Consider the following 26,221-nt stretch of genomic DNA (forward strand, 5'->3'; position numbering starts at 1 on the left):
GCGGGTACGTATCCATTTAATCAAAGGAGTTTTATTTTTTCAAGAACTTTTTATAAAAAACGATGCAACGCTAGTGATACTGTCTATATTATTCATAAGTATAGTTTTTTTAAGTAATACTACCTATGCTTGTGTAGGAGCTAGACCTTTAGGAATGGGAGGGGCTTTTGTTTCGGTAGCTGATGATGTTAATGCTATTTACTGGAATCCAGCAGGGTTAACGCAGATAGAAGGTTATGAAGAAGCTACATATACTAGAACATTGAATAACCGTGATAAAATTAATTATGATGATTTTATTGGTACAGCGAGGACTTTTGACGAATTAGGTTTAAGTTTTGGACTAGGTTATATTGGAGAAGGAGTATTGCTTTATGATGGCCCTTATAATGAAGAATTTGAGTCTGATGGTGATACTATAGAGTTTGATGGAGCTTTAGAAGTAGAACAGAGTACTGACTGGTTAATACTTTCTATTGCTAAAGATCTTTCTGAAGAACTTCAATTAAGTGGATTATCTGTAGGAGCTAATATTCGGCATATGACTATGGGTAGAGAGGAAACATTTGAAGGAAAGATATTTGAAGCTGATGAGCTAATCGGTGAAAAGTATACAGATTCTGACTCTGATTCAAGTGTAGCAGTTGATTTAAGTTTATTATATCAACCTACGGAGCGGTTATCAGCGGGTCTTTTAATTCAAGATGTTTTTGAAACAGAATTTGAGGTATATGGACAAAAATTATCATATGTTAGAAATGTACGTCCAAGTTTATCTTATCAGCCAACTGATTCCCTGATATTTGCTTTTTCAATCTATGATTTTACTGATGAACTAGACAGACAAGTTTCTTTTGGCAGTGAAATAGAGCTTACTCAACTAACTGGATTAGAGATATTAGATTCTGAAGAGGAAAAGTTATACGTTAGAGGAGGAGCTTATTTAGGAAATTTAACGTTGGGGGCAGGTTATGAATATGGGGATTTTGGATTTGATTATGTCTTTTTAGGAGAAGATTTAGAAGACACTCATCAATTTGGGGTTACGTATAAATTTGCTGGAATTTAAAAGTTTAAGATGGAGATTAGATTAATTAATATTCACAAAAATTGATGGTAGGATTAAAAAAATATACAAGTCCTGTTATTGATGTTTTAATTCGAGATATTAATCAGGCTGTTGGGAGTGATTGGGTAGGGCCAACAGGATCAGGCTCCTGATCATCGTAAAGATGTAGAGTTTGATATTGAGTTGGAACAGAAAGATAATTTTGGAAAGAAGGTTATTGGTGATTTAAGAGAAGAGAAAAGACTGGATCGAGAGTGGGATCCAGAGGATAACATTAGCTCCTAGGGCGTTGTAAAATATACCTTATAGGGTAGATTTTTTAACTGTGTACTCTATAGGGTTTTGATATTTTATAAAGATCAAGTATTAATTTCTTGAAAGAGGAGTCAAAAGCTTTACCTGTAAAAATTTGATATCAGCTTTCAAATTGATTATTTGACTTTATAGGATAAATTTAGTAAAATTAATGATATACTAATTATATTAATGGAAAATTATGAGTGTTAAATTTTATAATTAAATTGAGGGGGAGATTATATTATGAAATGGCATCAACTTGATCGAATTAACTTAACTGTAGTTTTTGATGAAATTAAAACTTCTAAAATTTCTAGAAATTATATTGCTGATAAATTAGATGAAGATATAGATTTTATAGATTTACCAGGGAATAGATTTTTAGTTAAATTATCAGATGAAAATGGTTTTAAAATTCAAGCACGATATGATAATCGTCGTTTACATATAGACTTATCTCCAACTCAAGGTGAGGATGGTCTTTTAGAAATTACTTGTATTGAAAATTGGCCACTTGAATATTTTAGTGAAGTCTCTGTCATTTTAAGTAAAGCTGTTAATAATGCTAAAATAGTGGGTTATGGATTTAATATTGATGGAGTAGCTAAATTTAATGAAAATGTAGAAGCCGGCAAAATATTTAAAAAGCTGTTTATGAAAAACAATTCTTTATTTGAAAATGGATTAAAAGCAAAAGTTATAAGTTTTTCCCCTGATTTTACTTTAAATTTTGAAGGCTATAAAATTATTGTTAATTTAAAAGCTGTAGATGCCAAAAAAGTCTCTAATTTTGTAAAAGCTCATTTTAATATACATTATGATAAAGAAATACCTGAAGCTGCTGAAATAAAAGCTGAATTTTATAATTCATATAATAAAAGTAAAAAAGTTTTAAATTTAATAACAGTTTAATTTTTTATTAATTGATATTTATAAAGTTTGTAAATTAAAGGGGTGATTATCTATGTCTAATCAGATAGGCTCTAACTATAAATGTGATCTCCCAGTTTTCGAAGCGATTAAATATCTAGAAAAACTAAAAGATGTAACTAATGATGCATTAGATATTATATTGGATGAAGAAAATAAAACAGATTTCAAAGAAAATCAAGGCAATATAATAATAAGAGAAAATGAAGAGGTTTGTACTATAGATTTGAAAGATAATGTTTATTTTTCTGAAGAACAATGGGATCATTTGATTTATGAAGAAGAATTAATTTCAACTCTAGATGCTTGGAGAGAGATACAAGAAAAAAGAAAAGAATATCATAGTTTAAAAGAGCAACCACATCATTCTGATGTGATTATGCATAAAACTTTTTCATCATTTAAGGGAGAGAGTCATAATATAAAACAAAGCACAGATTGTGATGAAGAGGAGAGTTTTATGCATAGAATAAAAAATGAATTTTTAGGATATGTTTCCCTTATTTCTCGACAGATAAAAGAAGAAATAAATTCAAATAAAAAAAGAATTAAAAAAACAACTTTAAGCTTTGGTTTTTTAAGTGTTTTTTGGGATCCGGCTATTCCTATTTATTTTTTAGGTATATTGATATTAGCTTTTTTAAAATATGGGAGTGAATTGTTATTAATTAAATTAGTTGATATAGAGAACGAAGATTTAGCTATAGATGTATCAATAGTAAGATCAATACTTATTTCAATTTTTATAGCTTTAGGAATATTAACTGGTATTTTTATTGATAATCTTTTTTTAGAAGTGAATTCAGATGTAGCTCAATTATATAAATTACTTAGATCGTTTCCTTATTTAGGAAAGATAATAAGTTTCCAAGCAATTATAACAATAGGTGGATTCTCTTATTATGGAGTTACTTTTATAAATAGATTGTTTTGGATAATAAAAGGTGAATTTGCAGGTAAATCTACACCTTTACATGTTAGTATTCATTTAAATGATGATGATAAAAAGATGAAATAAAGCAAAGTAAACTTCATAGGTGTTAGAGCTAGCCCTCTAAATTTTTTTATTAAAGATTATTTGTCAGATATATTTAAAAATTAATTAAGCTATTTATTTTGAGTTTCATTTCTTCAACTTTATTCTCATCTGTTTTATGTTCTGTTTTTTTCCTCTTTTCTAATTTTTCTATTAATTTTCTAAACTCCTCCAACAACTCAGGAGGAGCTTTTTTAATTTGTTCTAAACAATTATCTTCTTTGATCTGTTTATCAATAAATTTCCTAACCTTATCAGCTACACCAGGAGTATTCTCCCACCATTCCAACCGCTTACCCTTTAATCGAATTCCTTTAGTTTTCTCTAAATTGTCTTTGCCCAATTTTCAACCCTCCTAAAGCGTTGGCCAACCGTGGCTCAGAGATTACTTCTAATTCCCTTTCCAGTTCATTGGACAGCCGGGCCAACAATTTTCCCGAGTTAGCTCCACCACCACAAATAAGCCATTTATCCACTTCAGTTAGTGACATATCAAGCTTATTCTTTATATTGCCTACCGTATTGGCTGCTAGTTGTTCATATTCTGAGTTTAAGATATCAGTTATCTCTATCGGCTGCCCGTTCTTTCTAAACTCCTTATTCAACTCTAAATTCTTCTGCACCTTATAGAGCTGTGGTCTAATATCATGCTCTTTTATCAGCCTGGACTGTATATTTCTAAAAGCTTTATTCATGCCTGGAATCCTGTCAGTTTCATTTCTCATCGAGATTGGATCTAAACTATCACAGAAGAAAGGGTCTATACTGTACTTACCTAGATCGATTACTCCAACAGTATAATCTAGAATATCAGATTTAGAAGTTTGGATATTACCTTGTTGGTTTAGAATATAATGCATGAAGGCAGAAAAGCCCTGTCTATTAACTATGACATTATCAATATAGAACTTAGTTGTAGTGTATTGGCCCTTCAGGTAATCATAAAGCTTAATTTTAAAGTGCTTGTCCTCAAATCTGTTAGCAAAGTCATCCTTTTTAATATTGTATTGATCGACAGAGAGGGTAGTAATTAAATTGATTTTAGTGTAGCTAGTAGTTGGCCCAACGAGCAGAGCAATGGAGGTTAAGATTAAATCATTAGTTTTCTGATCATCTATATCATCATAGTTTGTAGTGTTAAGATTATATTCAGCATCTTGGGCTACTTTACCTACTGCTAATTCCCTTCCATTGATCTTTGCTTTTAAGAAATTTAATGGATTATTCTCTAAGTTAGTTGCTGGGGTAGATTCTGCTTTAGTATCTACTATTTGATGATCATAAGATACTACCGATGGAATTAATAATTGTTCTTCCAGGCCAAAGCCAGCTACACTTTTAACTGTGGATCGACCATAGTCAACAGAAATAATTTTTGACATTAAAATCACTCCTTTAGGTTTGGTTAAACTTGTTTAACAGAATTTAAGAAAATGAGCCAAAGATGTTTAACTTGTTTAACATGGGTTGAGTTTAGGCTCTGGGAACTTTCTTTATTTGTGTTATTTGATCAGGTACCAATAATGTATATTATTGGTTGTGATTAAGCAAAATAGCTTTTGAGGGTTATTAAGAAGGGAGTGTTTAATAAATGATAGAGTTAAAAGATAAACTTACCTTTGGAGCTGTGGCTGGTATGATAGCTAATATATTTAAAAATGCGTTCATTTTTGGGTTGTATTTTTTTGATGTTATCAAATATACGACTTGGCACATGGCATCTTCATCGTATATTTCTAAAGATAGAATTAATACATTAGGTTCACTAATCCCTGGGGCAGTTACCGATTATTTTATGGCTTCTATAATGGGTATAATTATTATGTATCTTTTATATTTTACAGGAAAAGAGAATTATATTTTTAAAGGCGTGATGGTAGGTTTATTTTATTGGGTAGCTATATATGGCATAGTAATGAGCTTAGAGATTACCTATATTAATCCAGATGATTTAATTACAAACCTTTCTCAAATAGTTGCTCATTTAATAATAGGGAGTTTAACTGCTTTTATAATTGTTAAATATGGTAGTGGACTTTTAGAGGAATAGTTATTTTTTTGCAATACATAACTTAGAAAGGAAGTTTTAGGTTTAAATATAGAAAGGATGAATAATTTGCAAGATAAAACTGTAGCTGGATTTGTGGCAGGATTAATTGGTGGAATAGCAATGAATATCAAAGATTATATTGTAGTTTTTTTATTAAATTGGGAAGACGAATTATATCTAGAATGGGGAGCAATGATGATTTATGGGAGGTTTTCGGAAAATTTAGCAGAAGCTATTTTCGCTCAACTTGGTCAACTCTTTTTTACTGGAATATTAGGAATTTTGTTTTCGGTTTTAATTATACGATTAGGTACAAAAAGATATTTAATTAAAGGCTTTATTTATGGTATTTCTGTATGGTTTACGATATATGCTATTTCAATTATTTTTCAGGTTCCTAATCTGGCGGAAAATACTTTTAATGCAACTGTATCAAATCTGATTGGTGCAGCGATTTATGGTCTTGTTACAGCAGAAGTATTTAAAAGATTATCCAATTTAAATTTAGAAGAAAAATAAATTTCTTTAATTGAAATTAAGGAATAGGGCAAAGGTGCTTAACAGGTATTGAGTTTAGGCTTATAAAAAAGATGATAATATTTAAATTGAAAGGAGATAAATTATGAGAATAAGAACTATCTATCTTCATTTATTGGTTATACTGTTATTGATGACAGTTATTGTAGCAGGATGTGAAGAAGCTCCAGCACCTATAGAGGAAGATAATGTTGAGCATGGGATATCGGGTTTAGAAGAGCCTGATCTATCTTTGCTAGCCTATCAATTAGAGTTAGAGATACGTTCATCCTTTCAGAGTGCTTATAATAGTTGGATTAACATAGATAGGTTAACAGAAAGAGATGAAGAAAGTTTTGAACAAATAATCTCTGTTTTAAATTATAATTTAAGCAACTTTGTTTCAGAAGAAGAAATAGAAGAATATATTGAAAAGTTGAGAGATATTGATAGAGGTGGAGAAGGTGAAGTAGCTTTTCCTACTCATGAAGTAGTTGAAGAGAGTGAGGTAATAGAGCAGAATAATGAGACAGTAAGAGTTCAATTAATTACTACTAGATATTATCCTGAGACAGAGTGGGGTGGAGAGGCTTATAATAGGGATTTTGATTATGTTGTAACTTTAGTGAATGATACTGATAGTTGGATGATTCAAGAGGTGAATTATAATTAATATATAGATCTTCTGATTTCAGTAGTGGGTTTGTAGAGGAATAGGGCCAAAGATGCTTAATAGGTCTAAGTATGTTGGCCCCAGATTGTTATATCGATTATATATCTAGCTTGTTTTTTGTCATAATACTAAGTTAGTTAATACAAAGTTCGATAATGAGGATCTGATTTCAATTGGTTCGATTGGTTTGATTAAAGCAATCGATAGTTTTGATCCTGATAAAAATACTAAGTTGGCAACTTATGCAGCACGTTGTATTGAGAATGAGATACTAATGCATTTAAGACGAACTAGAAAATTGAAGAATGAAAAGTTGATGCATGAGCCTATTGGTTCAGATAAGGAAGGAAATGAGATTAGATTAATTGATATTTTAGGAACAGCAATTGATATTGTCAGTGATGAAGTAGAATTGGTATTGGAAGAAGAGAAGTTATATGACAAATTAACTGAGCTTGATCTTAGAGAAAGGAGAGTATTAGAATTAAGGTATGGGTTGAAAGATGGAAAAAAGAGAACCCAAAGAGAGATTGCAGAAAAGATGGATATATCCCGTTCATATGTATCAAGAATTGAAAAAAAGCTGTTAATAAGCTAACTAAAAGTTTACTTTAGAAGGGTACTAGATTTTCTAGTGCTCTTTTTTCTTTTGATTAATAGTATTGGCTCCTAGGGCCAACACCCTAGAAGCTTTTGATTAACTTCTATATGCAGGTGGTGCTTTGACCCAGCCTTTCATCATTCCATATTCTAAGAAATTACCATATAAATTTAATTCTTCTGTTAAAAACTCTTGAAAAGTTGTCCTAATCATTGATGAAATTGAGTGAGAAAAAGCAGTTACGAGGGTAGGTAAAAAGGATTGTAGTCCTGCTAAAATATGTGTATAAATATATTCATCTGATACAACTTCAATATCAAAGACGCTTAGAGAATTTTCAGCAGGCTTTTTTACTGTAGGAATACCAAAATCTGAACATATTTTTTCTAATCTTTTAATTTCTTTGGTTAAAAATTTTTTTCCTTGTTCGAGAAGAAATTTCAAATCAGAATCTTGAACAATTCCTAAAAAAACTTTAGTATTTTCTAATGTTTGATATCTACTAGTTAATATGTCCCAAACATATCCAACTTCTAAAACATTAATTAATGTTTGTCTATCTCTTCTAGATTTGCTAAGCTTAAGTTTTTGTTCAATTTCTTCTAAAATAGGTGTAAGCATTTATTTCACCTCCTGTGATATATTTTACCCTATATTAAATTTAGTATTAATTGAATGGCTTATTTATCTATAAGGAGGGGGCTATTAAAAAATATATCATTATTGTCATTTATAATTATGATTTTTTAAGTAATACTACCTATGCTTGTGTAGGGGCCTTTAGGAAAGGGAGGGACTTTTGTTTCGATAGCTGATGATATTAATGCTATTTACTGGAATCCAGCAGGAATTTCAGATGAGATAATTTTTAATTTTTTATTTTAATGAAAGTTAACTATGAATTTGATCAAACTGATCTATAATTTCTAGAAAGGTTTTTGTAACTGTTGGGGAAAACTGTTGGCCTTGATTTGATTTAATTTCTTGGATTGCCTCTTTTTTAGTTAATTTTTCTCGATATGATCTATTGGTTCGCATTGCATCCCAGGCATCAGCAATAGAGACAATTTGGGAGACTAAAGGAATTTGTTCTTCTTCTAAACCGTTTGGGTAGCCTTTGCCATCCCAGCGTTCATGGTGACTTAAAACATAAGTAGCTATCTCCTTTAGCTCTTCTGAGTTAGATAGAGTAAGATATCCCCAATACGGATGCTTTTTTACTAATTCATATTCTTGGTCAGTTAAGCTTCCTTTTTTATTTAGAATATGTTTAGGAACTATTGTTTTGCCAATATCATGAATTAAGCCTGTCCAATAAACCTGATCAACTACTCTTGAGGATAAATCCATTACTTTGGCTATTTTAGCTGCTATATTAGCTACATTTTGAGAATGGTTTTTAGTATAATCATCATGCAATTCTAACATCTGAGCAAATGAAATAATAATTTCTTGCTGGAAATTTTGCTGTAGTTTATTATGTTTTTGAATATTGAAAAAAGCAGTAGCTAGACTTTTTAGAGCCTGCAATATTTTTTTAGTTTTAAGGCTAAAGTCTTGATTGTTATCTTCAGAAATATCAAGATTAATACCTCCTACTTCTATATCTTCGTAAGTTAAGTTTAGGATGATTGTTTTTTTGATGGGTCGCAGTCCCTTTTTAAGATTTTCATTCAATTCTAAAACTAAATCTTGAAATAAGAATTCTTTTAAGTTTTCAGTGATAATAATTTCTTGATTATTATCGGTAAATACTTCTTTACGAACTGGAGTTTCTTTTAATTTAGAGAGATCATGGCCAATAGTAGAAAGAAATTTGACGTAGCCTTCTTCGTAAAGATAAGCAGCTCCATAGTCTGCTTCGGGGACTAATTCAAAAGCGATATTGAACAATTTAGATAAAAACTTATCTTTTTCTTTAATTAAAGAGTTATCTAAGATGGAAATGAGATTAATTAACTTTTCTAAATCTTTAACCACTCTATCCATTTCTTTATAAGAAGTTTCTAGTTCTTGATTTAAGGCTGTTATTTCATGATTATATTCCTTAATTTCTTTATATTTGGCTTGTAATTCTTCTGTTTTAATTTCTAATTCTTTCTGATTAGTCCTTAGTTTTTCAAAAGGTTGATGCATTAAATAGTAAAAAATAATACCGGTCAGTATTACATATAAAGAGCCTTTAATACTCTGTAAATAATTAATTATTTCTTGGTCTGTTACTAACATAACTAATAAACGATCCGAAAATAAGATCCAACCCAATCCGAATAATAGATAGATTAATATTATTTTATTTTCACTTTTCATTTTATTCATCAATGATTTGCACTCCAATTGCCTATTATCTTTTTAAACATTTATTTGGCTCCTCTCACTTTCAATTGAAATTGTATTTTCATGTAGCTCTTATTATCATTTTATCAGAAAATGGTAAAACATCAAAGTTTAATTTTTTATTGCTTGGATTAAATTAGAAGGTATTTAATAGGTATTGAGCTCAAGTATAGGTTAGTTTATCTTTTGTCATAATACAAAGTTAGATACGGAGTATCTGATTTCAATTTGTTTAATTAAAGTAATCGATAGTTAGGAGTTGATCTTTAGAAGAGTACTAGATTTTCTAGTACTCTTTTTTTCTTTTAATTAATATTCACAAAAATTGATGCTACTGCATATTATAATATATGGGAGTTTAAGGAGGGGGAGCGATGAATAATAATCTATTAACGATTAATCGTTATTTAGATTTAAACAAGTTTAATTCACTCCATCTAATAGAAGAGTTACGTTTGTTTGTAAAAAAAGCTAAAAAGATAAATCCTCAACTGGAAAAATATCAATTATATGATATTGGTCTTATCTTTAGGGCAGATTTGATTTTAATTAAATTATATTTTTGTAATTAAATAATAAGATCTAGCAATATTGCTAGATCTTATTATTTATGCTTTAATTTAAAATGATTAAAGGAAAATTGTCACAATTAATGAATATATATAAATATATGGCTCAAATGATTAGATTAATTAAGTTGAATTTTTAATGAAGGTGAAGGAGGGAAGGCAATGAAGTTTGATGTAATAATTGTAGGAGCAGGGCCAGCGGGAGCATTTACTGCTTATAATTTGGCCCAAGCTGGTATAGATGTCTTAATATTAGAAAAAGAAGAACTACCTCGTTATAAAGCATGTGGTGGTGGAATAACTTTAAAGACAAGGAGTTTATTAACGGAGTTTGATTTAACTGAAGTAATTGAAGATAGGATTAATCAAGTGGTTTTCTCTTATAACCTAGAGCAACCAATAGAATTAAGTTTAAAAAAACCTGTTGTTTTTATGACAATGAGGGATAAATTAGACAACTTTTTAGTAGACAAGGCTAAAGAAGTTGGTGCAACAGTAAGGGCTAATTGTGAAGTAGAGAATATAGTAGTAGCTGAAGATAAAGTTGAAGTTAATACAGCAGATGAATTATTTACTGCTAAGATTATAGTTGGTGCAGATGGAGTAAACAGTTTAGTAGCTGATAGATTCAATCTAGTTACGGATTTAGAATATGCAGTAGCTTATGAAAAAGAATTAAAGGTTGCTGGTGACCGATTAGCTGAGCAAAGGGGTAAAATAAATTTAGATTATGGGATAGTGAGCAAAGGATATGGTTGGATCTTTCCTAAACAGGATTGTTTATCAGTAGGTATAGGAAGTTATAAAACTGGAGTGAGTTTGAAAGAAAGTTTGAAAAAGTACTTAGTTGGTGAGAAGATAACTGGCTATCAGGAAATAAAGGCTAAAGGGCATCCAATACCAGTAGGAGGGGTTAAAAGAAGGTTAAATGATGACTCTTGTTTGCTAGTGGGAGATGCAGCAGGGCTGGCAGATCCTTTATCTGGAGAAGGGATCTTTTATGCATTAAAGAGTGGTAAAGTAGCCAGTCAAGTAATTATTAATAATTTAGTGGAAGGTGGTTCTTTAGATAACTATACTCAATTGATCAATCAGGAAATGGTACCTGAATTTAAGAAATCTAAATTACTGAGTAAATTATTCTTTATGGCTCCTGGTAAAATTCATAAAATCACAACAAAAAGAAAGTGGCTTCTAGAAGAGTTAGTTAAGGCTGTCTATGGGGCTGAAAGTTATAGTCAATTATATAAAACTTTTTTATCAGAAATTCCTTTTTTGGGTGTTCTAATGAATCAGTGAAATTTGCTATAAAAATTCGCTTTAGGCCTTGACAATTCATTCGAAATATTATATGATTTATAACTGTCGGAAGTGATAATTATAAGTTCTAAGGGCCATTAGCTCAGCTGGTAGAGCACCTGACTTTTAATCAGGGTGTCGGAGGTTCAACTCCTCCATGGCTCACCAATTAAAACAGATAACAGTGAATATAGAATAGAGAATAGTTGTAATTCAAGGACTTAAAAGAATTTGATTTTAAGATTTCAATTATTATCTATTAACTGAACTTAGGCCCCCATCGTCTAGTGGCCTAGGATACCAGGTTTTCATCCTGGCGACAGGGGTTCGAATCCCCTTGGGGGTACCAATAATTTGACTTGAAGCTACCAAACAAATCTTAAATAGATTAATATAACAAGAAAGATATACGTACTTCATCCACGAAGAGTTTTTGCTTTTTAAAACTCGAAGGGGTACCATTAAAAAGCAATGAATAGTGAAGAGTGAATAGAGAATAGTTGAAAATAAAAGAATTTAACTATTCAGTATTAGTTGTTAACTGCTTTTACAACTATTCATTATTAACTATTATCTATTAACTGAACTAACCTGGTGGCATAGCCAAGTGGTAAGGCCGAGGACTGCAAATCCTCTATCCCCAGTTCAAATCTGGGTGCCACCTCCAATTTAAATCAGTTAACAGTTTACAATTAATAATGAATAACTAAGGTCAAGTTCTTTTAAACCTTATGGTTTCAACTGTAAATTGTACACTTTAAACTGTCAACTAAATATATGCCGGGGTGGCGGAATTGGCAGACGCATCGGACTTAAAATCCGATGGGACTTTCGTGCCCGTGTCGGTTCGAGTCCGACCCCCGGCACCATTTTTTAATTATTCCTGTCTTCTAAATCAGAAGAGAGGATTTTTTGATTTAAGAAAAGGGCTGTTTTGCAAAAGTTAATCAGCTATGATATAATTTTGATTACTAATAATTTAGGGGTAGATAATTGATGTCATATTTTGAGTATATATTAGAAAAAAGACCTGTTATTGCAGCAGTTAAAGATTTATCTGATCTAGAAGCAGTTCCTAAAGAGAAGGTAGCTGCTATTTTTATCTTAGGAGGAGATATTTTTAGTTTACCTGAGATTGTTGCAGCTGCTATTGAATTAGACAAACTTGTTTTTTTACATATTGATTTAGTGAAAGGGATTGGTAAGGATAAATATGGAATGAAATATTTAGCTGAGGAAGTTGGAATTGACGGTATAGTTACTACTAAGAGTTATTTGATTAGAGAGGCTAAAAAGTGTGGTTTGATTACTATTCAGAGGCTTTTTATTCTTGATTCTTCTGCTTTTGATAGTGGAATTAGTATTATTAAAAGTTCCAATCCTGATTTGGTAGAGGTTTTACCTGGTTTAGTATTTCCGCATATATCTGATGAGTTAACTGATAAATTAGAGCAACCAATTATTGCGGGGGGGTTGATTAGAAATCAAAAAGAGTTAGATTTTGTTTTAGATTCGGGGATTTTAGCTGTTTCAACAAGTAGTAAAAGATTATGGGAAAAAGAATTTGAATAACTATTTGTCTGAAAATTTTAATATTATCCTTGACAAAAAATAAATTAAGTTATAAAATATAACTAAGATAAGTTTTAAAATTAAAAATAAGTTTGGTTAGTTTTGGGATTGAGAATATGAGAAAACCCTATCTAACCATTAAGGTGCTAATCTGTTTAGGACTCTATTTAGGGGCAGAGTGTATCTTAATGGAGAGGTAGGGTTTTTTTATTGAAAACTGTTTATTGCGATACCTTTAGTATAAGTTAATAAGTTATATAAAAATAAAGGCAGAATAAAAATAAATGAAATGGAGGAGGAGAGTTATGAAACAGGAAAATTTAGTTGGTGAGTGTTTATCTGAGGTATTGGGAACAGCTATCTTACTTTTTTTCGGAGCAGGTGTAGTAGCTAATGTGGTCTTGATGCAAGCTGATATTAGTTGGTGGGCTTTATCTTTGTTATGGGGTTTAGGTGTAACAATGGCAATTTATATTACTGGTGGTGTTTCCGGTGCTCATATTAATCCGGCAGTATCAGTTTCATTAGCTGTTGTTGGTGATTTTCCTTGGAGAAAGGTAATTCCTTACTCTATTGCTCAGACAATTGGTGCTTTTTTAGGAGCAGCGGGAGCTTACTTTATCTATGCCGAACAATTTGTAGAAAAGACAGCAGGAAATATGACGATTTTTCATACAATTGCTCAGCAGAATATCTCTAATCCACGAGCGATGATGATTGAGTTGATTTTGACTGCAATATTATTAATGGGAGTAATGGCTATGACTGAGCCTTTGAATAGTACAGCACCAAAAGGTCTAGGAGCTGCTGTCGGGATTGGATTATTGGTAGCAGCAATTGGTGGTATTGGTGGAACATTGACTGGTTTTGCTATTAATCCAGCTAGAGATTTTGGCCCTAAATTATTTACGGCAGTGGCTGGTTGGGGTGTAACTCCTTTTACTGAACAGAATTTCTATTTTTGGGTACCGATTGTTGGCCCGTTATTAGGTGGTCCACTAGGTGCTATTATTTATAAAAAGTGTGTAAGAGCTTATTTGCCTGAAGTTAAACAAAAGGAAAAAGTTGATTCTTCTGAAACAGTAAAAGTTGCTGAATCTGTATAAACTATTAGAGTAGAGAGGAGAGGATGAGAGATGGAAGATTATATTTTGGCTATAGATCAAGGGACGACCAGTTCGAGGGCAATAATTTTTGATCATGATGGAGAAATTGTTAATGTAGCTCAAAAGGAGTTTAAACAGATTTATCCTCAGCCAGGTTGGGTTGAGCATGATGCTAATGAAATTTGGGGTACGACTATTGGAGTAGTAGCTGACGTGTTAGGTGAAGAGGACATTAGAGCTGAGCAGATAGCAGGAATTGGGATTACTAATCAGCGAGAGACGACTGTTGTCTGGGATGTAGAGACTGGCAAGCCGATTCATAATGCTATTGTCTGGCAGGATAGAAGGACTGCTAATATTTGTGATCAATTAAAGGAAGAGGGGCTAGAAGAGCAGATCCGGGCCAAAACTGGTTTGGTAGTGGATGCCTACTTTTCAGGGACTAAGATTAAATGGATTTTAGATAATGTCGAAGGAGCTAGAGAGAAAGCTAAAGCAGGTAAGTTGAGATTTGGAACGATTGATAGTTGGTTGATTTGGAGGTTAACTGGTGGCGAGGTTCATGTAACTGATTATACCAATGCTTCTAGAACATTAATTTATAATATTCATCAGCTTGAGTGGGATGATGAGTTATTAGATATATTAGAGATTCCTAAATCAATGTTACCTGAGGTTAAATCAAGTAGTGAGATTTATGGAAAGACGAGTGATTCGCAATTTTTTGGTGAAGAGATACCGATTGCAGGGATAGCTGGAGATCAACAGGCTGCTACTTTTGGGCAAGGCTGTTTTGAAAAGGGAATGGCTAAGAATACTTATGGAACGGGATGCTTCTTACTATTGAATACAGGTACAGAAGCAGTAACCTCTGAAAATGGTCTATTGACAACGATTGCTTGGGGGCTTAATGGAGAGATTAATTATGCTTTAGAAGGTAGTGTCTTTATTGCCGGAGCAGCTGTACAGTGGTTAAGAGATGAGTTAAATTTGATTAATGAGTCAGCTGATTCTGAGTATTTTGCTACTAAGGTTGATGGGACTGATGGTGTTTATGTAGTACCTGCTTTTACTGGCTTAGGAGCTCCTTATTGGGATATGTATGCTCGGGGAGCAATTGTAGGTTTGACGAGAGGGACAAATAGAAATCATATGATTAGGGCTACTTTAGAATCTTTAGCTTATCAAACTAAGGATGTACTAGAAGCGATGAAGGCTGATTCTGGTTTGGAGTTAAAGGATTTGAAGGTTGATGGTGGTGCTTGTGCTAACGACTTTTTGATGCAATTTCAGGCAGATATTTTAGATTCTACTGTTGAGCGACCTGAGATTACGGAGACGACTGCATTGGGTGCTGCTTATTTAGCAGGATTAGCAGTTGGCTACTGGGAAGATAAAGATGAAATTCTGGCTAAAAGAAAGGTTGATTGTCAGTTTGAGCCTAAGATGGACGCAGAGGAACAGGAAAAATTATATGCTGGTTGGAAGAAAGCAGTTGAACGGGCCAAAGCTTGGGAGGATGCTGAGTAATAGTTACTAGTAATTTGTAATTGGTGATTAGTGACTAGGAAAGAGTGAAATTCTAAAAGCTTAAAATCGTTAAAAAAGATTTAGATTTAGAGTGATTTTGATTTTAAAATTGCATAATCTTTACAGTGGTGAGAATAAAATGAGATGCCACATTCTAGGAACTAGGGGGTAGTCTGTCTACTTAGCTTCTTAGGGTGTGGTGTTTTTCTTTTAAAATAATGAAGCACAATATTGTGTCAGTTGTGTGTGGGAGTGTGAGTGAAAATAATTTTGTAGGGGCAGGTCTCCGTGCCTGCCCGTGAAACAGAAATTAGCCATATGTTTTAACGTATGGCGGTCGTTGTTAAATCAAAGTTTATTAAAGGTAAGAGCCACAGGTTTTAACCTGTGGCGGGATTTCATGATGGTGGAGGGACTACAGGTTAAAACCTGTAGTTTGGATTTCATGATAAAATAAGGACTGGTTTTTATGGTTTTGAACTCCTTCAAGTCTCAAAAATCAAGACTTTTCGTGAAAACCATAAAAACCATATCTGCTCACGACTCATAGCTGATAGCTGACGGCTGTGTCACGAAGTGACACTAAATATCAATTGAATCTAATAAAGCAAGGTTTAATAATATAAAATAAGGGAGGAATTGATTTTGAAAAAGGAGACTGAAGTATTAATCATTGGGGGAGGAGTAGTAGGAACTGCTATTGCTCGTGAATTAGCAAAATATAAATTAGATGTAACTTTAGTGGAGAAAGAGGCTGATGTCTGTACGGGTACGAGTAAGGCTAATACCGCTTTATTACATGCTGGATTTAATGCAGATTTTAATACACTTAAGGGTAAATTAAATGTTAGAGGAAATGAGCTTTATCATCAACTTGAAAAAGAGTTGGATGTTCCAATTGAATGGATAGGGGCATTAGTTGTGGCTAAGAAGGAAGCGGAGCTAGCTAAATTAGAAGAGTTATTGGAGAATGGCCAACAAAATGGCGTTCCCGACTTAGAAATTTTGAAAAGAGAAGAGTTATTTAAGTTAGAACCAAATTTAAGTCCTGATGCAATAGCTGCTTTATATGCTCCAACTGCTGGGATAGTCAATCCTTTTGAATTGACTGTGGCATTTGCTGAAAATGCAGTTGAGAATGGGGTGGAGGTATTATTAGAAGCAGAGGTATTGGATATTAAAGAGCAAGGTAATTATAAATTAGTAAGGACAGCTCAAGGTGATATCGAGGCAGAGTTAGTGATTAATGCTGCAGGATTATACTCTGATAAGATAGCTAATATGGTAGGGATCGATGATTTTGAGATCACTCCACGTAAGGGTGAGTATTATTTATATGATAAGAAGTTAGATCTAGATGTTAATCATACTATCTTTCCTGTACCGACTGAAGTCAGTAAGGGGATAGTAATTACTCCTACTGATGAAGTGAACTTGTTGATTGGCCCTAATGCTGAGGAAGTAGAAGATAAGAGTGATCTTGCTAATACTAGAGAGGGATTAGATGAAGTAATGAGCGGGGCTCAAAAGACGATTCCTGATTTGGGAATGAGCGGAGTTATTAAGCAGTTTTCAGGTTTACGGGCAGCAATTAAAGAGACAGAAGATTTTTTGATTGAAGCTAGTGAAAAGGTAGAAGGATTTATTAATGTGGCAGGAATTCAATCACCAGGTTTAGCGTCTGCACCTGCAATTGCAGAGATGGTAGCAGGGATTGTTGAGAAGGAATATGATGAGTTAGAGCTAGATCCAGATTTTAATCCTGAGCATCAAGGGATACCTAGATTCAGACATCTGTCCCATCAAGAACGGGCCAAGTTGCTAGAGGGGAATGAGGACTATGGTGAGATTATTTGCCGTTGTGAAAGTATAACTAAGGGTGAAATAATTGATGCAATCAGAGGGCCAATCGGGGCTAGAACAGTCAATGCAGTAAAAAGAAGGGTCAGACCAGGTGCTGGAAGGTGTCAAGGTGGATTTTGTGAGCCGAAGGTTGTAGAGATATTGGCTGAAGAGTTAGGGATTGAACCAACGGAAGTGAAATTGGAAGGGCAGGGTTCGCAGTTATTAGTAGAACCAGCAAAAGAATCTTTACAAAAAGAGGTGAGCGATAGTGAATAAGCAAAGTTATGATTTAGTTGTGATCGGTGGTGGGCCAGCAGGACTGGCAGCAGCTCAAGAAGCTTATGATCAAGGGATTAGAGATATTTTAATTATTGAACGTGATTTTGAATTGGGTGGAATCTTACAACAATGTATTCATAATGGATTTGGGTTACACCATTTTGGTGAGGAGTTGACTGGGCCAGAGTATGCTCAGCGGTTTATGGAGAGTGTAGCTGATAGAGGGATTGAGATTAAGTTAAATACAATGGTTTTAGAAGTAACTCCAGAGAAGATGGTTTATGCTATTAATTCAACAGAGGGTATGCTAGAGATTGATGCTCAAGCTGTAATCTTGGCTATGGGATGTCGAGAAAGGACAAGGGAGGCAATTGGGATTCCAGGAAGTAGGCCAGCGGGAGTCTTCAGTGCTGGTACTGCTCAAAGGTATATTAACATGGAAGGTTATCTACCTGGCAAGAAGGCTGTAATTGTAGGTTCAGGTGATATTGGGTTGATTATGGCTCGAAGAATGCACTTAGAAGGGGCAGAAGTAGAAGCTGTCTTAGAGATAATGCCATTTTCAGGTGGATTGACTCGTAATATTATTCAGTGTTTAGATGATTTCGATATTCCTCTAAGGTTGAGTCAGACTGTAACTAAGATCCATGGGAAAGAGCGGGTAGAAGGGGTTACAGTTTCTAAGGTTGATCAGAATTTAAGACCTATTCCTGGTACAGAGTATTTTATAGAGTGTGATACTTTATTATTATCAGTAGGGTTGATTCCAGAAAATGAACTGTCAACTGAGTTAGGTGTAGAATTAGATGCTAAGACTAACGGGCCAACAGTTAATGAAGGTCGAGAGACAAATATAGAAGGGGTTTATGCTTGTGGGAATGTACTTCATGTCCATGATTTAGTAGATTATGTAACTGAAGAGAGTAAGTTAGCTGGTAAGACGGCAGCTTATTTCTTACAAGATAAGATTGCGAAAAGAGAGGAAAGGATAGAGGTAAGAGCAGGTGATGATGTAAGTTATGTTGTACCACAAAGGATTACAGATAAAGTAGATAATAGAAAGAGGGTTGATCTTTATTTAAGAGGCAAAAGACCGCTGGAGAATGCTAGAGTAATTATTAAGGATGGGGAGCAGGAGCTGTTCAGTAAAAAAGAGCGAGTTATTAAACCAGCAGAGATGATTACTTTACCACTACCAGAGAAGATGATAGATGATTTAAAGAGCAATCAAATTGAGATCGAGATTGTAGAGGAGGGAGCATAATGAAGCAGGAGCTAATTACTTGTATTAGTTGCCCGGTAGGGTGTGATGTAGAATTTGAGGTTGTTGAAGATGAGATTAAAAGTATAGAAGGAAACCGTTGCCCCAAAGGAAAGAAGTATGTTAGGAATGAATACTTTAATCCAACTCGAGTATTGCCAACAACTGTTAGGGTTACAGGAGGAGTTTTACCTTTAGTTCCAGTCAAGACTGAAGAAGCAATTCCTAAAGAGTTATTAGAGGTGGCAATGAAGGAGTTAGCTAAAGTTGAACTGCAAGCTCCTGTTAAATTAGGTGATGTAGTAATTGAGAATATTCTTGATACCGAAGTAAATGTAGTAGCTACACGAGATTTGGCTAAGAAGTAAGGAGATTGACTAGTTCCCTCTAAAAATTTATTTAGTATGAATAATATACTAAGTTGTAAAATATTTATATTATAAGCTTTACTGAAAATGATTTAATTGAGTTTTGAAGAATTAAATCTTCTTTTGGAGGGGGAAAAGAATGGTTGGGATAGTAGTCGTGTCCCATAGTTATAAAATAGCCCAAGGGATTAAAGAGTTGAGTCAAGAGTTAATCCCACGGCAGATACCTTTAATAGCTGTTGGGGGCACTAAAGATGGGAGGATAGGAACAGAGATAGATGAGATTATAGAGGCGGTAAAGCATGTTTATTCTGAAGAAGGTGTGATTATTATTGGTGATGTTGGTAGTTCATTGATCAACTCCAAAATGGCTTTGGAGCTGTTGAGTTTGGAAGGGTATGAGGCTGTAACTGTTAGTGAAGCCCCATTAGTGGAGGGAGCAATGGTAGCAACAATTGAAAGTAATTTGGGAAAAAGTTTAGAAGGGATTAATCAAAAAATAGAAAATCAGCAGGCAGTTGAATTAATTTGAGAACCCTTGAGGGTTCTCAAATTAATTTTTAGGAGCCCTTCCAAAGAACCCACCCTTATTCATATGGGTGATGAATTTGGTAAAAATATTATCTTTTAGATGAAGAGAATATTTTTTTATTTATTACATAGACTATATGTATAAAGTAAAACCCTTATATTTATTGCATTTGGTAACTTTTTATACTATACTATATGTGAGGTGTTAATAATGAAAAAACAAAACATAGTACATGCAAGAACCTGTGTTTATAATGTGGGTTATCACATAGTTTTTACTACAAAATATAGAAGAGAAGTGCTTGTTGATGAAATAGAAACTAGGTTTAAAGAGTTACTTTATCAGATAGCTGAAGATAAAGAGTTTATTATTAAAACAATGGAGATAATGCCTGATCATTGTCATTTGTTTATTAGTGCACACCCTAAAGTATCTCCTTCTTATATTGTTAAGATGTGTAAAGGTATAAGTGGTAGATTATTATTAAAAGAATATTCTAGTTTAAGAAAAAAGCTATACAAAGGTCATTTATGGAATAAATCTTATTATCTTGAAACAGTAGGCAATATTTCAGAAGAAACAGTTACTAAATACATTGAAAATCAAAAAGATAAATAATTGCTTAGCTTGATAATATTATTGAGAGGAGGTGAAAGTTATGAAGTTAGCTCATAATTATATCTATAAGCCAAATAAAAGACAGCAAATAATTATAGGTTGTTTAAGTTATGCAAGTGCTAGATTATTTAATATAGGTAATTATGAACGTCATAATTGGACTAAAGATAGTGGAGAGGATTATCCAAATTGGTATAAACAAAAGAAAGAACTAAAGACTAACTTTTGGTATAAAAATTTACCTAGTCAATCAGCACAAGAAACTCTTAAAATCTTAGATAAATCCTGGAAATCATTTTATAAGCTAATAGATAAGTATAAAAAAGGTGATTTAGAAGATAAACCCAAGCCTCCTTATTATAAACCAAAAGATTCTAAGTATAATGTGCGTTATTTGAATAATGGTTTTAAATTTATAGATAATAAGTTTAGATTATCTATACCTAAACAATTAAAAGGCTATCTGCAAGAAAAGTATTCTATTGATGATAAATATATTTGGTTAGAAATACCGAAATTTCTGCCCATTAATAAAGATACTAAGGTTAAGCAGATGGAGTTTAAACCACTTAAAGATAACACTTATAAAGTTAGTATTATAGTTGATATTCCTAACGTTGAGCCAATTAAAGATAATGGTAACTATCTAAGTATAGACTTGGGTATTTCTAATCTAATGACTTGTTATGATAATTGTAATGAAAACTCTTTTATTATATCAGGAAAACAATGGTTATCAATCAACAGGTATTTTGATAAAACTATATCACATTATCAAAGTATAGCCAATGCTCAACAAAATAGAAATAATAAAAAACCTGCTAGTACTAAGCGAATTAAAAATCTTTATCGTAAACGTAGAAGAAAGCTAGATCATTTACTTCATGCTGCGACTAAGACTATTGTAGATTATTGTATAGAAAACAATATTTCTAAGGTAATTGTAGGGGATTTAAAGAATGTTCGTAAAGATACTAACTTTGGTAAAAAGACCAATCAAAAAATTCATAAACTACCTTTCGCTAAAATATATAAACTCTTAAAATATAAACTTGCTAAAAGTGGTATCTCTATTACTAAACAAAAAGAACATTATACAAGCCAATGCAGTCCTCATTCTAAAAAGGTTACTAAAAAATATGCTAAAAGATCAAATCGTAAATATCGTGGTTTATATGTAGATGAAGATTATAATTCTACTTATAATGCTGATAGCGTAGGAGCTTTTAATATAATGCGTAAACATCTTAAAAGAAAGTTACCAATAGGTAATTTATCTAATCCTTCAACTTATAAATGGATAGATAATAAATTTAAAATAGCTTAATTCAAAAGTATCTCTGAGTCTGTAATTATTACAGATAGGAGTAGTGGTGTTGATCATTGATGTATTTGTGCTTATGCAGAATATATCTGCCAGTTGGGTAACTTAATCTAGATTATACGAACTATTTGTATAATTGTCTTAACGATTTTGTGACCAACGAAGCTCCCTGATTCATCTGGGAGTAGTTCACGGGTTAATTATAATTTTATATTTACAATATGTAGTGAAATATGAGATAATATTACTATAAGTTGAGTAATGTAGTCTTTAAGTTAAATGATTTAGCTGGTAGCAAAATTAATTAAGGAGGGAAAATATGTTTGGATTAGGGCCAACAGAGTTGATCTTGATTTTAGTGATTGCTTTGGTGATTTTTGGGCCAAGCAAGTTGCCGGAGATTGGAGAGGCTTTAGGGAAAGGAATCAGTGAATTTAAATCTGCAGCTAGAGGGATTGAAGAGGATATCAATCTTGATGAAGCTGACAATAAAGACTCTAAAGAATAATTAAAAAACCTTAGTATCTTGCATAAGATACTAAGGTTTTAGCTTTATTAGAAGAGGATTTTTAATCTTAATCCAGAAGATTTATATAAGCAATCAGCAACTGGAAAAGAAATAGATGGAGGAATTATTATGTTTACTTTAAAGCAAGTAAGGTATAAGGACATATTACAGATTGAGAGTTTAAAATTACCAGCTAAGCAGGTTTCATGTATTGTTGGCCCGAGTGGGGCTGGAAAATCGACATTACTTAAATTATTAAATAATTTAAACAGTGCTGACAGTGGTCAAGTATTTTATCAAGGACGAGATGTTGAAGAGATTGATCCGATTCAGTTACGAAGAGAGGTGTTGATGTTATCACAAAAGCCAGTTGTTTATCCTGAGACACTTCAGGATAATTTAGAGGTTGGCTTTGAGCTAATTGAACAATCTGTACCTCAGTTAAAACAGTTAAGTTCGATATTAGAAATAGTTAAATTGGATAAAGAGTTAGCAGCTGAAGTAAAGAATTTATCAGGAGGTGAAAAACAGCGGTTATCGTTGGCCCGGATTTTATTATTAGATCCTGAAGTTTTATTATTAGATGAGCCTTCTGCTTCCTTAGATCAACAGACAGAACAAGAAGTAATAGAAAATTTAGTAAAATATGTGAAACAGGAAGGAAAGACATTGGTTATGATTACTCATTCTAAAAGTATAGCTCAAGAGTATGGAGATAAAGTTATTACTATTAAAAATGGTAAAGTGGCTAAGGAGGAATAATTGTGGAAGGGATTATTGACTTGCAGATTTGGCAGTTAGTAGCTGCTTACATATTTGTTCTGATTTTATTAGTTATAGTTAGAATTAGGAAGATAGATAGGGAGCAAGAGATTATTTTAGCAACAGTGCGGATGACAATTCAACTGGTTTTAGTTGGATATGTATTGACCTATATTTTTGAGCAGGATAATTACTTATTTACCATCTTAGTAATCTTGGTGATGGAGATTTTTGCAGTTAATAATATTTATCAAAGGGTTAAACAACGAATTAGCTTGAAGTTAAAAAAGATTATAGCTCTTTCTATGTTTGTTGGGACAATAATCAGTATGTTTTATTTTTTATTGATAGTTATTGGTTTGGATCCGTGGTATGAGCCAAGATACTTCATTCCGATCTCTGGAATGTTGGTTGGTAATTCGATGACGGGAGTTTCTCTAGGAGTAGAAAGATTAATTACAGGAATCAAGGATAATCGAGAGCAGATTGAAGCAACATTAATGATGGGAGTGACTCCTAAAAGAGCAACTAAAGAGATTGTTAATGAAGCTTTTACTGCCGCTCTATTACCAACAATTAATTCAATGATGGGGATGGGGATTGTATTCTTACCAGGGATGATGACCGGTCAGATCTTATCTGGTGTTTCTCCTGTAACAGCGATTGCTTATCAGATTGCGATTATGTTAGGGATTTTAGGTAGTGTTTCTTTAACGGTGATTTTGCTGGTGCAGTTAGGTTATCGGACATTCTTTAACCAACGGGCTCAATTGGTTATAGAATAAGTAATAGTGTGAGTGTCAGTGGCTGTGTGAGTGAAAAAGCATAAACTCCAATCCTTTTAGTTCAAAACCTTTTAAAGTTCTTGATTTTAACTGACACTCATTACTCACACTGACACTTAATTAGAATAAAATTTGAGGTGATTAGTATGTCAACAGAAAATTATGAAATTGCAATTGTCGGTGCTGGCCCGGCTGGAATGTCGGCAGCAATCAATGCTAAAGCTCGAGATAAAGATGTTGTTATTTTTGAAAGTAGTCAATTAGCTAAAAAGATCGAATGGGCTCCCCATGTGGATAATTATCTCGGTTTCAGTCAAGTCAGCGGAGAAGAGTTAGCAGAGCAATTTATCTCTCATATTAAAGATTTAGAGATTCCAATTATCAAAGAAAAGGTTGTTCAGGCATTTCCGATGGGTGATCAGCTGATGCTGACAACTAATGGAGAAAGTTATCAGGTCAAGAAGTTGATTTTGGCGATAGGGGTTGTTCAGGAAGCCAAGATTGAAGGAGAGGCTGATTATGTAGGACAAGGGGTCAGTTATTGTGCAACATGTGATGGAAGGTTATATAAGGATAAAGAAGTATTGGTGATCAGTGATAGTGCTCATCATGAAGATGAAGCAAACTTTTTAGCAGATATCTGTGAAACTGTTTATTATATTCCCCAGTATAAGGAGATTAAGAATTTAGATGATAGAATTAAGGTAGTTAGAGAGGAAGTCAAAGAGATAACTGGAGAAGACCTTGCTAATAAGGTCCAGACAGATCGGCAAGAATATGAGGTTGATGGAATATTTATTTTAAGAGAGACTGTACCTCCTACAGAAATAGTACCAGGATTAGAGCTAGATGGAAAGTACATCAAGGTAGATCAGGAATTTAAGACTAATGTCGAAGGAGTCTATGCAGCGGGAGATTGTATAGGACGACCATTACAGATATCTAAAGCAACCGGGGAAGGGCAAGTAGCTGCTTTGAAAGCAATTGAGGAACTTGATCAGGAGTGAATTACAATTATGTGGCACAAAAGTGCCACATAATTGAGTTGACAGTTTACGGTGGATATGGTTTGTATGGGTTTCACGAAGGGTCTTGATAAAGACCCGTAGGTACAGTTTACAGTGGATAGAAAAAATCTAAAAGGCTTAAAATCCATAAAAAGCTTTAGAGTGGTTTTGGATTTAAGGTTTTAACTGTCAACCGTCAACTGTTCACTGTCAACTGATATTTAGTGGCAAAGTGCCACTAAATATCCAATTTTTTGATGAATAAAATTCCGGCTAATTGAAGATAATGATAGCAAAAGGGCATAAAAGTTGGTGATATTATGTTCTGCAAATTAGCCGTAGTCGGTTTGGGAGATGTAAGAAAAAAGGATAAAGGTGTTACTATTCATCTGGTGGAGAAGTTAAAGAATACTTTTTCTGAGAAATTAGATGTATTGTTTATTAATGCTGGAGAGACTGGTGAAGATCTATTTGAGATTTTACAGACGATTAAAGCAGAAAAAATTTTAGTTTTAGATACGATGCGAGAACTAGTTAAACCAGGTGAGTTAGATTATTTGAAGATTAAACCTAAAGATCCTACTAATTTAAAAGAGTTGTTGATGTTGACTATTGGAATTGATAATGATGGATGGGGAAGTGAGTTATCTGAAATTATCAGTGCTAAGTTTTATGACATACTTGACAAGATTTCGAATGTTATTTTTAAATTACTAGGATAGGTTTAGGCCAAGTTTGAGTTGGGATATTAAAGTTCAGTTCAAGCTTGGTCTTATTTTTGTCAAGTTGACATTAGTTTGTTGATAAGATATAATTAATGTGAAAATAATCATTAGTTAGTAGGTGAAAATATGGAAAAGAAGAGGCAGGAGTTAAAGAATATTTTGGCTACAAATAATTATAAATTAACTGCTCAACGAGATTTGATTTTGCAGATTTTAACGGATAATGAAGGGGAGCATTTAAGTGCTGAAGAGATTTATAATATTGTTAAGCAACAAGATAATGGAATTGGTTTAGCAACAGTTTATCGAACTTTGGAGTTGTTTGGTGAGTTAGGTATTGTTCAGCAGTTGAATTTTGATGATAATTGTCGGCGTTATGAGTTGGAAGGAAATAATGATGAGCATCATCACCATTTAATCTGTATTGATTGTGGAACAGTAATTGAATTTAATGATCAAATTTTAGAAGATTTTGAGGCTGATTTAGAGAAAGGGTATAATTTTTCAGTAACAGAACATAGTATTAAATTTTATGGCTATTGTGAAGATTGTTAATTAGCAGCAGTCATTTTTTAAGGTGTTATTTGAGAATGAATATCAATTCCTGAGTAATTATTTTTTT

Annotated in this window: 28 protein-coding genes and 4 tRNA genes; 28 read left to right on the forward strand and 4 right to left on the reverse strand. The window is 32.9% G+C overall.

The window, feature by feature from the left end; all coding sequences use genetic code 11:
* The 3 genes from MWH28_RS08725 to MWH28_RS08735 form a co-directional block, all read left to right on the forward strand.
* On the forward strand, positions 1-1,069 hold a 1,069-nt coding region (locus tag MWH28_RS08725; protein ID WP_248618978.1), incomplete at its 5' end, for a PorV/PorQ family protein.
* A 540-nt stretch (positions 1,070-1,609) separates the two neighbouring features.
* On the forward strand, positions 1,610-2,278 hold the full coding sequence (locus MWH28_RS08730; protein WP_248618979.1) for a hypothetical protein: 669 nt from the start codon (positions 1,610-1,612) through the stop codon (positions 2,276-2,278).
* Positions 2,279-2,330: 52 nt separating this feature from the next.
* Positions 2,331-3,314, forward strand: a complete 984-nt coding sequence (locus MWH28_RS08735) for a hypothetical protein (protein ID WP_248618980.1) — start codon at positions 2,331-2,333, stop codon at positions 3,312-3,314.
* 73 nt (positions 3,315-3,387) lie between these two features.
* Here MWH28_RS08735 and MWH28_RS08740 read toward each other — a convergent pair whose 3' ends face one another.
* Together MWH28_RS08740 and MWH28_RS08745 are read right to left on the reverse strand one after the other, a co-directional pair.
* Entirely contained in the window at positions 3,388-3,675 is a 288-nt protein-coding gene (locus MWH28_RS08740; protein ID WP_248618981.1) for a hypothetical protein, read from the reverse strand.
* Positions 3,647-4,714, reverse strand: a complete 1,068-nt coding sequence (locus MWH28_RS08745; protein ID WP_248618982.1) for a ParM/StbA family protein — start codon at positions 4,712-4,714, stop codon at positions 3,647-3,649. The genes MWH28_RS08740 and MWH28_RS08745 overlap by 29 nt, the downstream gene beginning before the upstream one ends.
* A 209-nt stretch (positions 4,715-4,923) precedes the next feature.
* Between MWH28_RS08745 and MWH28_RS08750 the strand changes: the two genes are divergently transcribed.
* The 4 genes from MWH28_RS08750 (at position 4,924) to MWH28_RS08765 (ending at position 7,169) form a co-directional block, all read left to right on the forward strand.
* Positions 4,924-5,382: a hypothetical protein gene (locus tag MWH28_RS08750; RefSeq protein ID WP_248618983.1), complete on the forward strand. Its 459-nt coding sequence runs from the start codon at positions 4,924-4,926 to the stop codon at positions 5,380-5,382.
* A gap of 66 nt (positions 5,383-5,448) precedes the next feature.
* Positions 5,449-5,901, forward strand: a complete 453-nt coding sequence (locus tag MWH28_RS08755; protein WP_248618984.1) for a DUF6789 family protein — start codon at positions 5,449-5,451, stop codon at positions 5,899-5,901.
* Positions 5,902-6,004: 103 nt separating this feature from the next.
* Positions 6,005-6,571 carry a hypothetical protein gene (locus MWH28_RS08760; protein WP_248618985.1) on the forward strand — a complete coding sequence of 189 codons (567 nt, stop codon included), beginning with the start codon at positions 6,005-6,007 and terminating at the stop codon, positions 6,569-6,571.
* 187 nt (positions 6,572-6,758) lie between these two features.
* Positions 6,759-7,169, forward strand: coding sequence for a sigma-70 family RNA polymerase sigma factor (locus MWH28_RS08765; RefSeq protein WP_248618986.1), 411 nt, complete (start codon positions 6,759-6,761; stop codon positions 7,167-7,169).
* Positions 7,170-7,268: 99 nt separating this feature from the next.
* On the opposite strand, the gene MWH28_RS08770 is transcribed toward MWH28_RS08765, so the two are convergent.
* Together MWH28_RS08770 and MWH28_RS08775 are read right to left on the reverse strand one after the other, a co-directional pair.
* Positions 7,269-7,793 (reverse strand): DUF3231 family protein, encoded by a 525-nt coding sequence (locus MWH28_RS08770; protein WP_248618987.1) that lies wholly within the window; start codon positions 7,791-7,793, stop codon positions 7,269-7,271.
* Positions 7,794-8,063: 270 nt separating this feature from the next.
* The gene (locus MWH28_RS08775; RefSeq protein ID WP_248618988.1) at positions 8,064-9,491 is read right to left on the reverse strand and encodes an HD-GYP domain-containing protein; all 1,428 of its coding nucleotides are present in this window, start codon (positions 9,489-9,491) and stop codon (positions 8,064-8,066) included.
* A gap of 392 nt (positions 9,492-9,883) precedes the next feature.
* On the opposite strand from MWH28_RS08775, the gene MWH28_RS08780 reads away from it, so the two are divergent.
* The 21 genes from MWH28_RS08780 (at position 9,884) to MWH28_RS08880 (ending at position 26,154) form a co-directional block, all read left to right on the forward strand.
* The gene (locus MWH28_RS08780; protein WP_248618989.1) at positions 9,884-10,081 is read left to right on the forward strand and encodes a hypothetical protein; all 198 of its coding nucleotides are present in this window, start codon (positions 9,884-9,886) and stop codon (positions 10,079-10,081) included.
* 159 nt (positions 10,082-10,240) lie between these two features.
* Complete coding sequence (locus MWH28_RS08785; RefSeq protein WP_248618990.1) at positions 10,241-11,377, forward strand: geranylgeranyl reductase family protein; 1,137 nt, start codon at positions 10,241-10,243, stop codon at positions 11,375-11,377.
* Positions 11,378-11,469: 92 nt separating this feature from the next.
* Positions 11,470-11,545 (forward strand) — tRNA-Lys (locus MWH28_RS08790).
* A gap of 105 nt (positions 11,546-11,650) precedes the next feature.
* Positions 11,651-11,726, forward strand: a tRNA-Glu gene (locus MWH28_RS08795).
* Positions 11,727-11,970: 244 nt separating this feature from the next.
* Positions 11,971-12,044: transfer RNA gene (locus tag MWH28_RS08800), tRNA-Cys, on the forward strand.
* A gap of 112 nt (positions 12,045-12,156) precedes the next feature.
* A tRNA-Leu gene (locus tag MWH28_RS08805) sits at positions 12,157-12,246 on the forward strand.
* Positions 12,247-12,373: 127 nt separating this feature from the next.
* A complete protein-coding gene (locus MWH28_RS08810; RefSeq protein ID WP_248618991.1) occupies positions 12,374-12,949 on the forward strand; it encodes a glycerol-3-phosphate responsive antiterminator in 576 nt (191 codons plus the stop codon).
* A gap of 305 nt (positions 12,950-13,254) precedes the next feature.
* Positions 13,255-14,055: an MIP family channel protein gene (locus MWH28_RS08815; protein ID WP_248618992.1), complete on the forward strand. Its 801-nt coding sequence runs from the start codon at positions 13,255-13,257 to the stop codon at positions 14,053-14,055.
* Between the two features lie 30 nt (positions 14,056-14,085).
* Entirely contained in the window at positions 14,086-15,585 is a 1,500-nt protein-coding gene (gene glpK, locus MWH28_RS08820; RefSeq protein WP_248618993.1) for a glycerol kinase GlpK, read from the forward strand.
* Positions 15,586-16,230: 645 nt separating this feature from the next.
* Complete coding sequence (locus tag MWH28_RS08825; RefSeq protein WP_248618994.1) at positions 16,231-17,706, forward strand: NAD(P)/FAD-dependent oxidoreductase; 1,476 nt, start codon at positions 16,231-16,233, stop codon at positions 17,704-17,706.
* The gene (locus MWH28_RS08830; RefSeq protein WP_248618995.1) at positions 17,699-18,973 is read left to right on the forward strand and encodes an NAD(P)/FAD-dependent oxidoreductase; all 1,275 of its coding nucleotides are present in this window, start codon (positions 17,699-17,701) and stop codon (positions 18,971-18,973) included. Before MWH28_RS08825 ends, MWH28_RS08830 begins: the two co-directional genes overlap by 8 nt.
* Positions 18,973-19,338: a DUF1667 domain-containing protein gene (locus tag MWH28_RS08835; protein ID WP_282580181.1), complete on the forward strand. Its 366-nt coding sequence runs from the start codon at positions 18,973-18,975 to the stop codon at positions 19,336-19,338. Before MWH28_RS08830 ends, MWH28_RS08835 begins: the two co-directional genes overlap by 1 nt.
* A gap of 139 nt (positions 19,339-19,477) precedes the next feature.
* Entirely contained in the window at positions 19,478-19,870 is a 393-nt protein-coding gene (gene dhaM / locus MWH28_RS08840) for a dihydroxyacetone kinase phosphoryl donor subunit DhaM (RefSeq protein WP_248618996.1), read from the forward strand.
* Positions 19,871-20,080: 210 nt separating this feature from the next.
* Positions 20,081-20,488: an IS200/IS605 family transposase gene (tnpA, locus tag MWH28_RS08845; RefSeq protein ID WP_248618997.1), complete on the forward strand. Its 408-nt coding sequence runs from the start codon at positions 20,081-20,083 to the stop codon at positions 20,486-20,488.
* A 40-nt stretch (positions 20,489-20,528) separates the two neighbouring features.
* Positions 20,529-21,815, forward strand: a complete 1,287-nt coding sequence (locus MWH28_RS08850; RefSeq protein ID WP_248618998.1) for an RNA-guided endonuclease InsQ/TnpB family protein — start codon at positions 20,529-20,531, stop codon at positions 21,813-21,815.
* Between the two features lie 316 nt (positions 21,816-22,131).
* Positions 22,132-22,320, forward strand: coding sequence for a twin-arginine translocase TatA/TatE family subunit (locus tag MWH28_RS08855; protein WP_248618999.1), 189 nt, complete (start codon positions 22,132-22,134; stop codon positions 22,318-22,320).
* Positions 22,321-22,449: 129 nt separating this feature from the next.
* Positions 22,450-23,082, forward strand: a complete 633-nt coding sequence (locus tag MWH28_RS08860) for an ABC transporter ATP-binding protein (RefSeq protein ID WP_248619000.1) — start codon at positions 22,450-22,452, stop codon at positions 23,080-23,082.
* Positions 23,083-23,084: 2 nt separating this feature from the next.
* The gene (locus MWH28_RS08865; RefSeq protein WP_248619001.1) at positions 23,085-23,867 is read left to right on the forward strand and encodes an ABC transporter permease; all 783 of its coding nucleotides are present in this window, start codon (positions 23,085-23,087) and stop codon (positions 23,865-23,867) included.
* 146 nt (positions 23,868-24,013) lie between these two features.
* Positions 24,014-24,874 carry an NAD(P)/FAD-dependent oxidoreductase gene (locus MWH28_RS08870; RefSeq protein ID WP_248619002.1) on the forward strand — a complete coding sequence of 287 codons (861 nt, stop codon included), beginning with the start codon at positions 24,014-24,016 and terminating at the stop codon, positions 24,872-24,874.
* Positions 24,875-25,194: 320 nt separating this feature from the next.
* Positions 25,195-25,596, forward strand: a complete 402-nt coding sequence (locus MWH28_RS08875) for a hypothetical protein (RefSeq protein ID WP_248619003.1) — start codon at positions 25,195-25,197, stop codon at positions 25,594-25,596.
* Positions 25,597-25,725: 129 nt separating this feature from the next.
* Positions 25,726-26,154: a Fur family transcriptional regulator gene (locus tag MWH28_RS08880; RefSeq protein WP_248619004.1), complete on the forward strand. Its 429-nt coding sequence runs from the start codon at positions 25,726-25,728 to the stop codon at positions 26,152-26,154.
* Positions 26,155-26,221: the final 67 nt, after the last annotated feature.

Origin of the sequence: Natroniella sulfidigena, from assembly GCF_023223645.1 — a bacterium.
Taxonomy (GTDB): Bacteria; Bacillota; Halanaerobiia; order Halobacteroidales; family Halobacteroidaceae; genus Natroniella; species Natroniella sulfidigena.

Excerpts from the sequence above, each read along its gene's own strand:
- MWH28_RS08750 (WP_248618983.1), top strand. The coding sequence starts at position 4,924 with ATGATAGAGTTAAAAGATAAACTTACCTTTGGAGCTGTGGCTGGTATG.
- MWH28_RS08745 (WP_248618982.1), bottom strand. The coding sequence starts at position 4,714 with ATGTCAAAAATTATTTCTGTTGACTATGGTCGATCCACAGTTAAAAGT.
- tnpA (WP_248618997.1), top strand. The coding sequence starts at position 20,081 with ATGAAAAAACAAAACATAGTACATGCAAGAACCTGTGTTTATAATGTG.
- MWH28_RS08770 (WP_248618987.1), bottom strand. The coding sequence starts at position 7,793 with ATGCTTACACCTATTTTAGAAGAAATTGAACAAAAACTTAAGCTTAGC.
- MWH28_RS08760 (WP_248618985.1), top strand. The coding sequence starts at position 6,005 with ATGAGAATAAGAACTATCTATCTTCATTTATTGGTTATACTGTTATTG.
- MWH28_RS08850 (WP_248618998.1), top strand. The coding sequence starts at position 20,529 with ATGAAGTTAGCTCATAATTATATCTATAAGCCAAATAAAAGACAGCAA.
- MWH28_RS08780 (WP_248618989.1), top strand. The coding sequence starts at position 9,884 with ATGAATAATAATCTATTAACGATTAATCGTTATTTAGATTTAAACAAG.
- MWH28_RS08810 (WP_248618991.1), top strand. The coding sequence starts at position 12,374 with ATGTCATATTTTGAGTATATATTAGAAAAAAGACCTGTTATTGCAGCA.
- MWH28_RS08730 (WP_248618979.1), top strand. The coding sequence starts at position 1,610 with ATGAAATGGCATCAACTTGATCGAATTAACTTAACTGTAGTTTTTGAT.
- MWH28_RS08815 (WP_248618992.1), top strand. The coding sequence starts at position 13,255 with ATGAAACAGGAAAATTTAGTTGGTGAGTGTTTATCTGAGGTATTGGGA.
- MWH28_RS08735 (WP_248618980.1), top strand. The coding sequence starts at position 2,331 with ATGTCTAATCAGATAGGCTCTAACTATAAATGTGATCTCCCAGTTTTC.
- MWH28_RS08785 (WP_248618990.1), top strand. The coding sequence starts at position 10,241 with ATGAAGTTTGATGTAATAATTGTAGGAGCAGGGCCAGCGGGAGCATTT.
- MWH28_RS08860 (WP_248619000.1), top strand. The coding sequence starts at position 22,450 with ATGTTTACTTTAAAGCAAGTAAGGTATAAGGACATATTACAGATTGAG.
- dhaM (WP_248618996.1), top strand. The coding sequence starts at position 19,478 with ATGGTTGGGATAGTAGTCGTGTCCCATAGTTATAAAATAGCCCAAGGG.
- MWH28_RS08880 (WP_248619004.1), top strand. The coding sequence starts at position 25,726 with ATGGAAAAGAAGAGGCAGGAGTTAAAGAATATTTTGGCTACAAATAAT.
- MWH28_RS08875 (WP_248619003.1), top strand. The coding sequence starts at position 25,195 with ATGTTCTGCAAATTAGCCGTAGTCGGTTTGGGAGATGTAAGAAAAAAG.
- MWH28_RS08835 (WP_282580181.1), top strand. The coding sequence starts at position 18,973 with ATGAAGCAGGAGCTAATTACTTGTATTAGTTGCCCGGTAGGGTGTGAT.
- MWH28_RS08870 (WP_248619002.1), top strand. The coding sequence starts at position 24,014 with ATGTCAACAGAAAATTATGAAATTGCAATTGTCGGTGCTGGCCCGGCT.
- glpK (WP_248618993.1), top strand. The coding sequence starts at position 14,086 with ATGGAAGATTATATTTTGGCTATAGATCAAGGGACGACCAGTTCGAGG.
- MWH28_RS08775 (WP_248618988.1), bottom strand. The coding sequence starts at position 9,491 with ATGAATAAAATGAAAAGTGAAAATAAAATAATATTAATCTATCTATTA.
- MWH28_RS08855 (WP_248618999.1), top strand. The coding sequence starts at position 22,132 with ATGTTTGGATTAGGGCCAACAGAGTTGATCTTGATTTTAGTGATTGCT.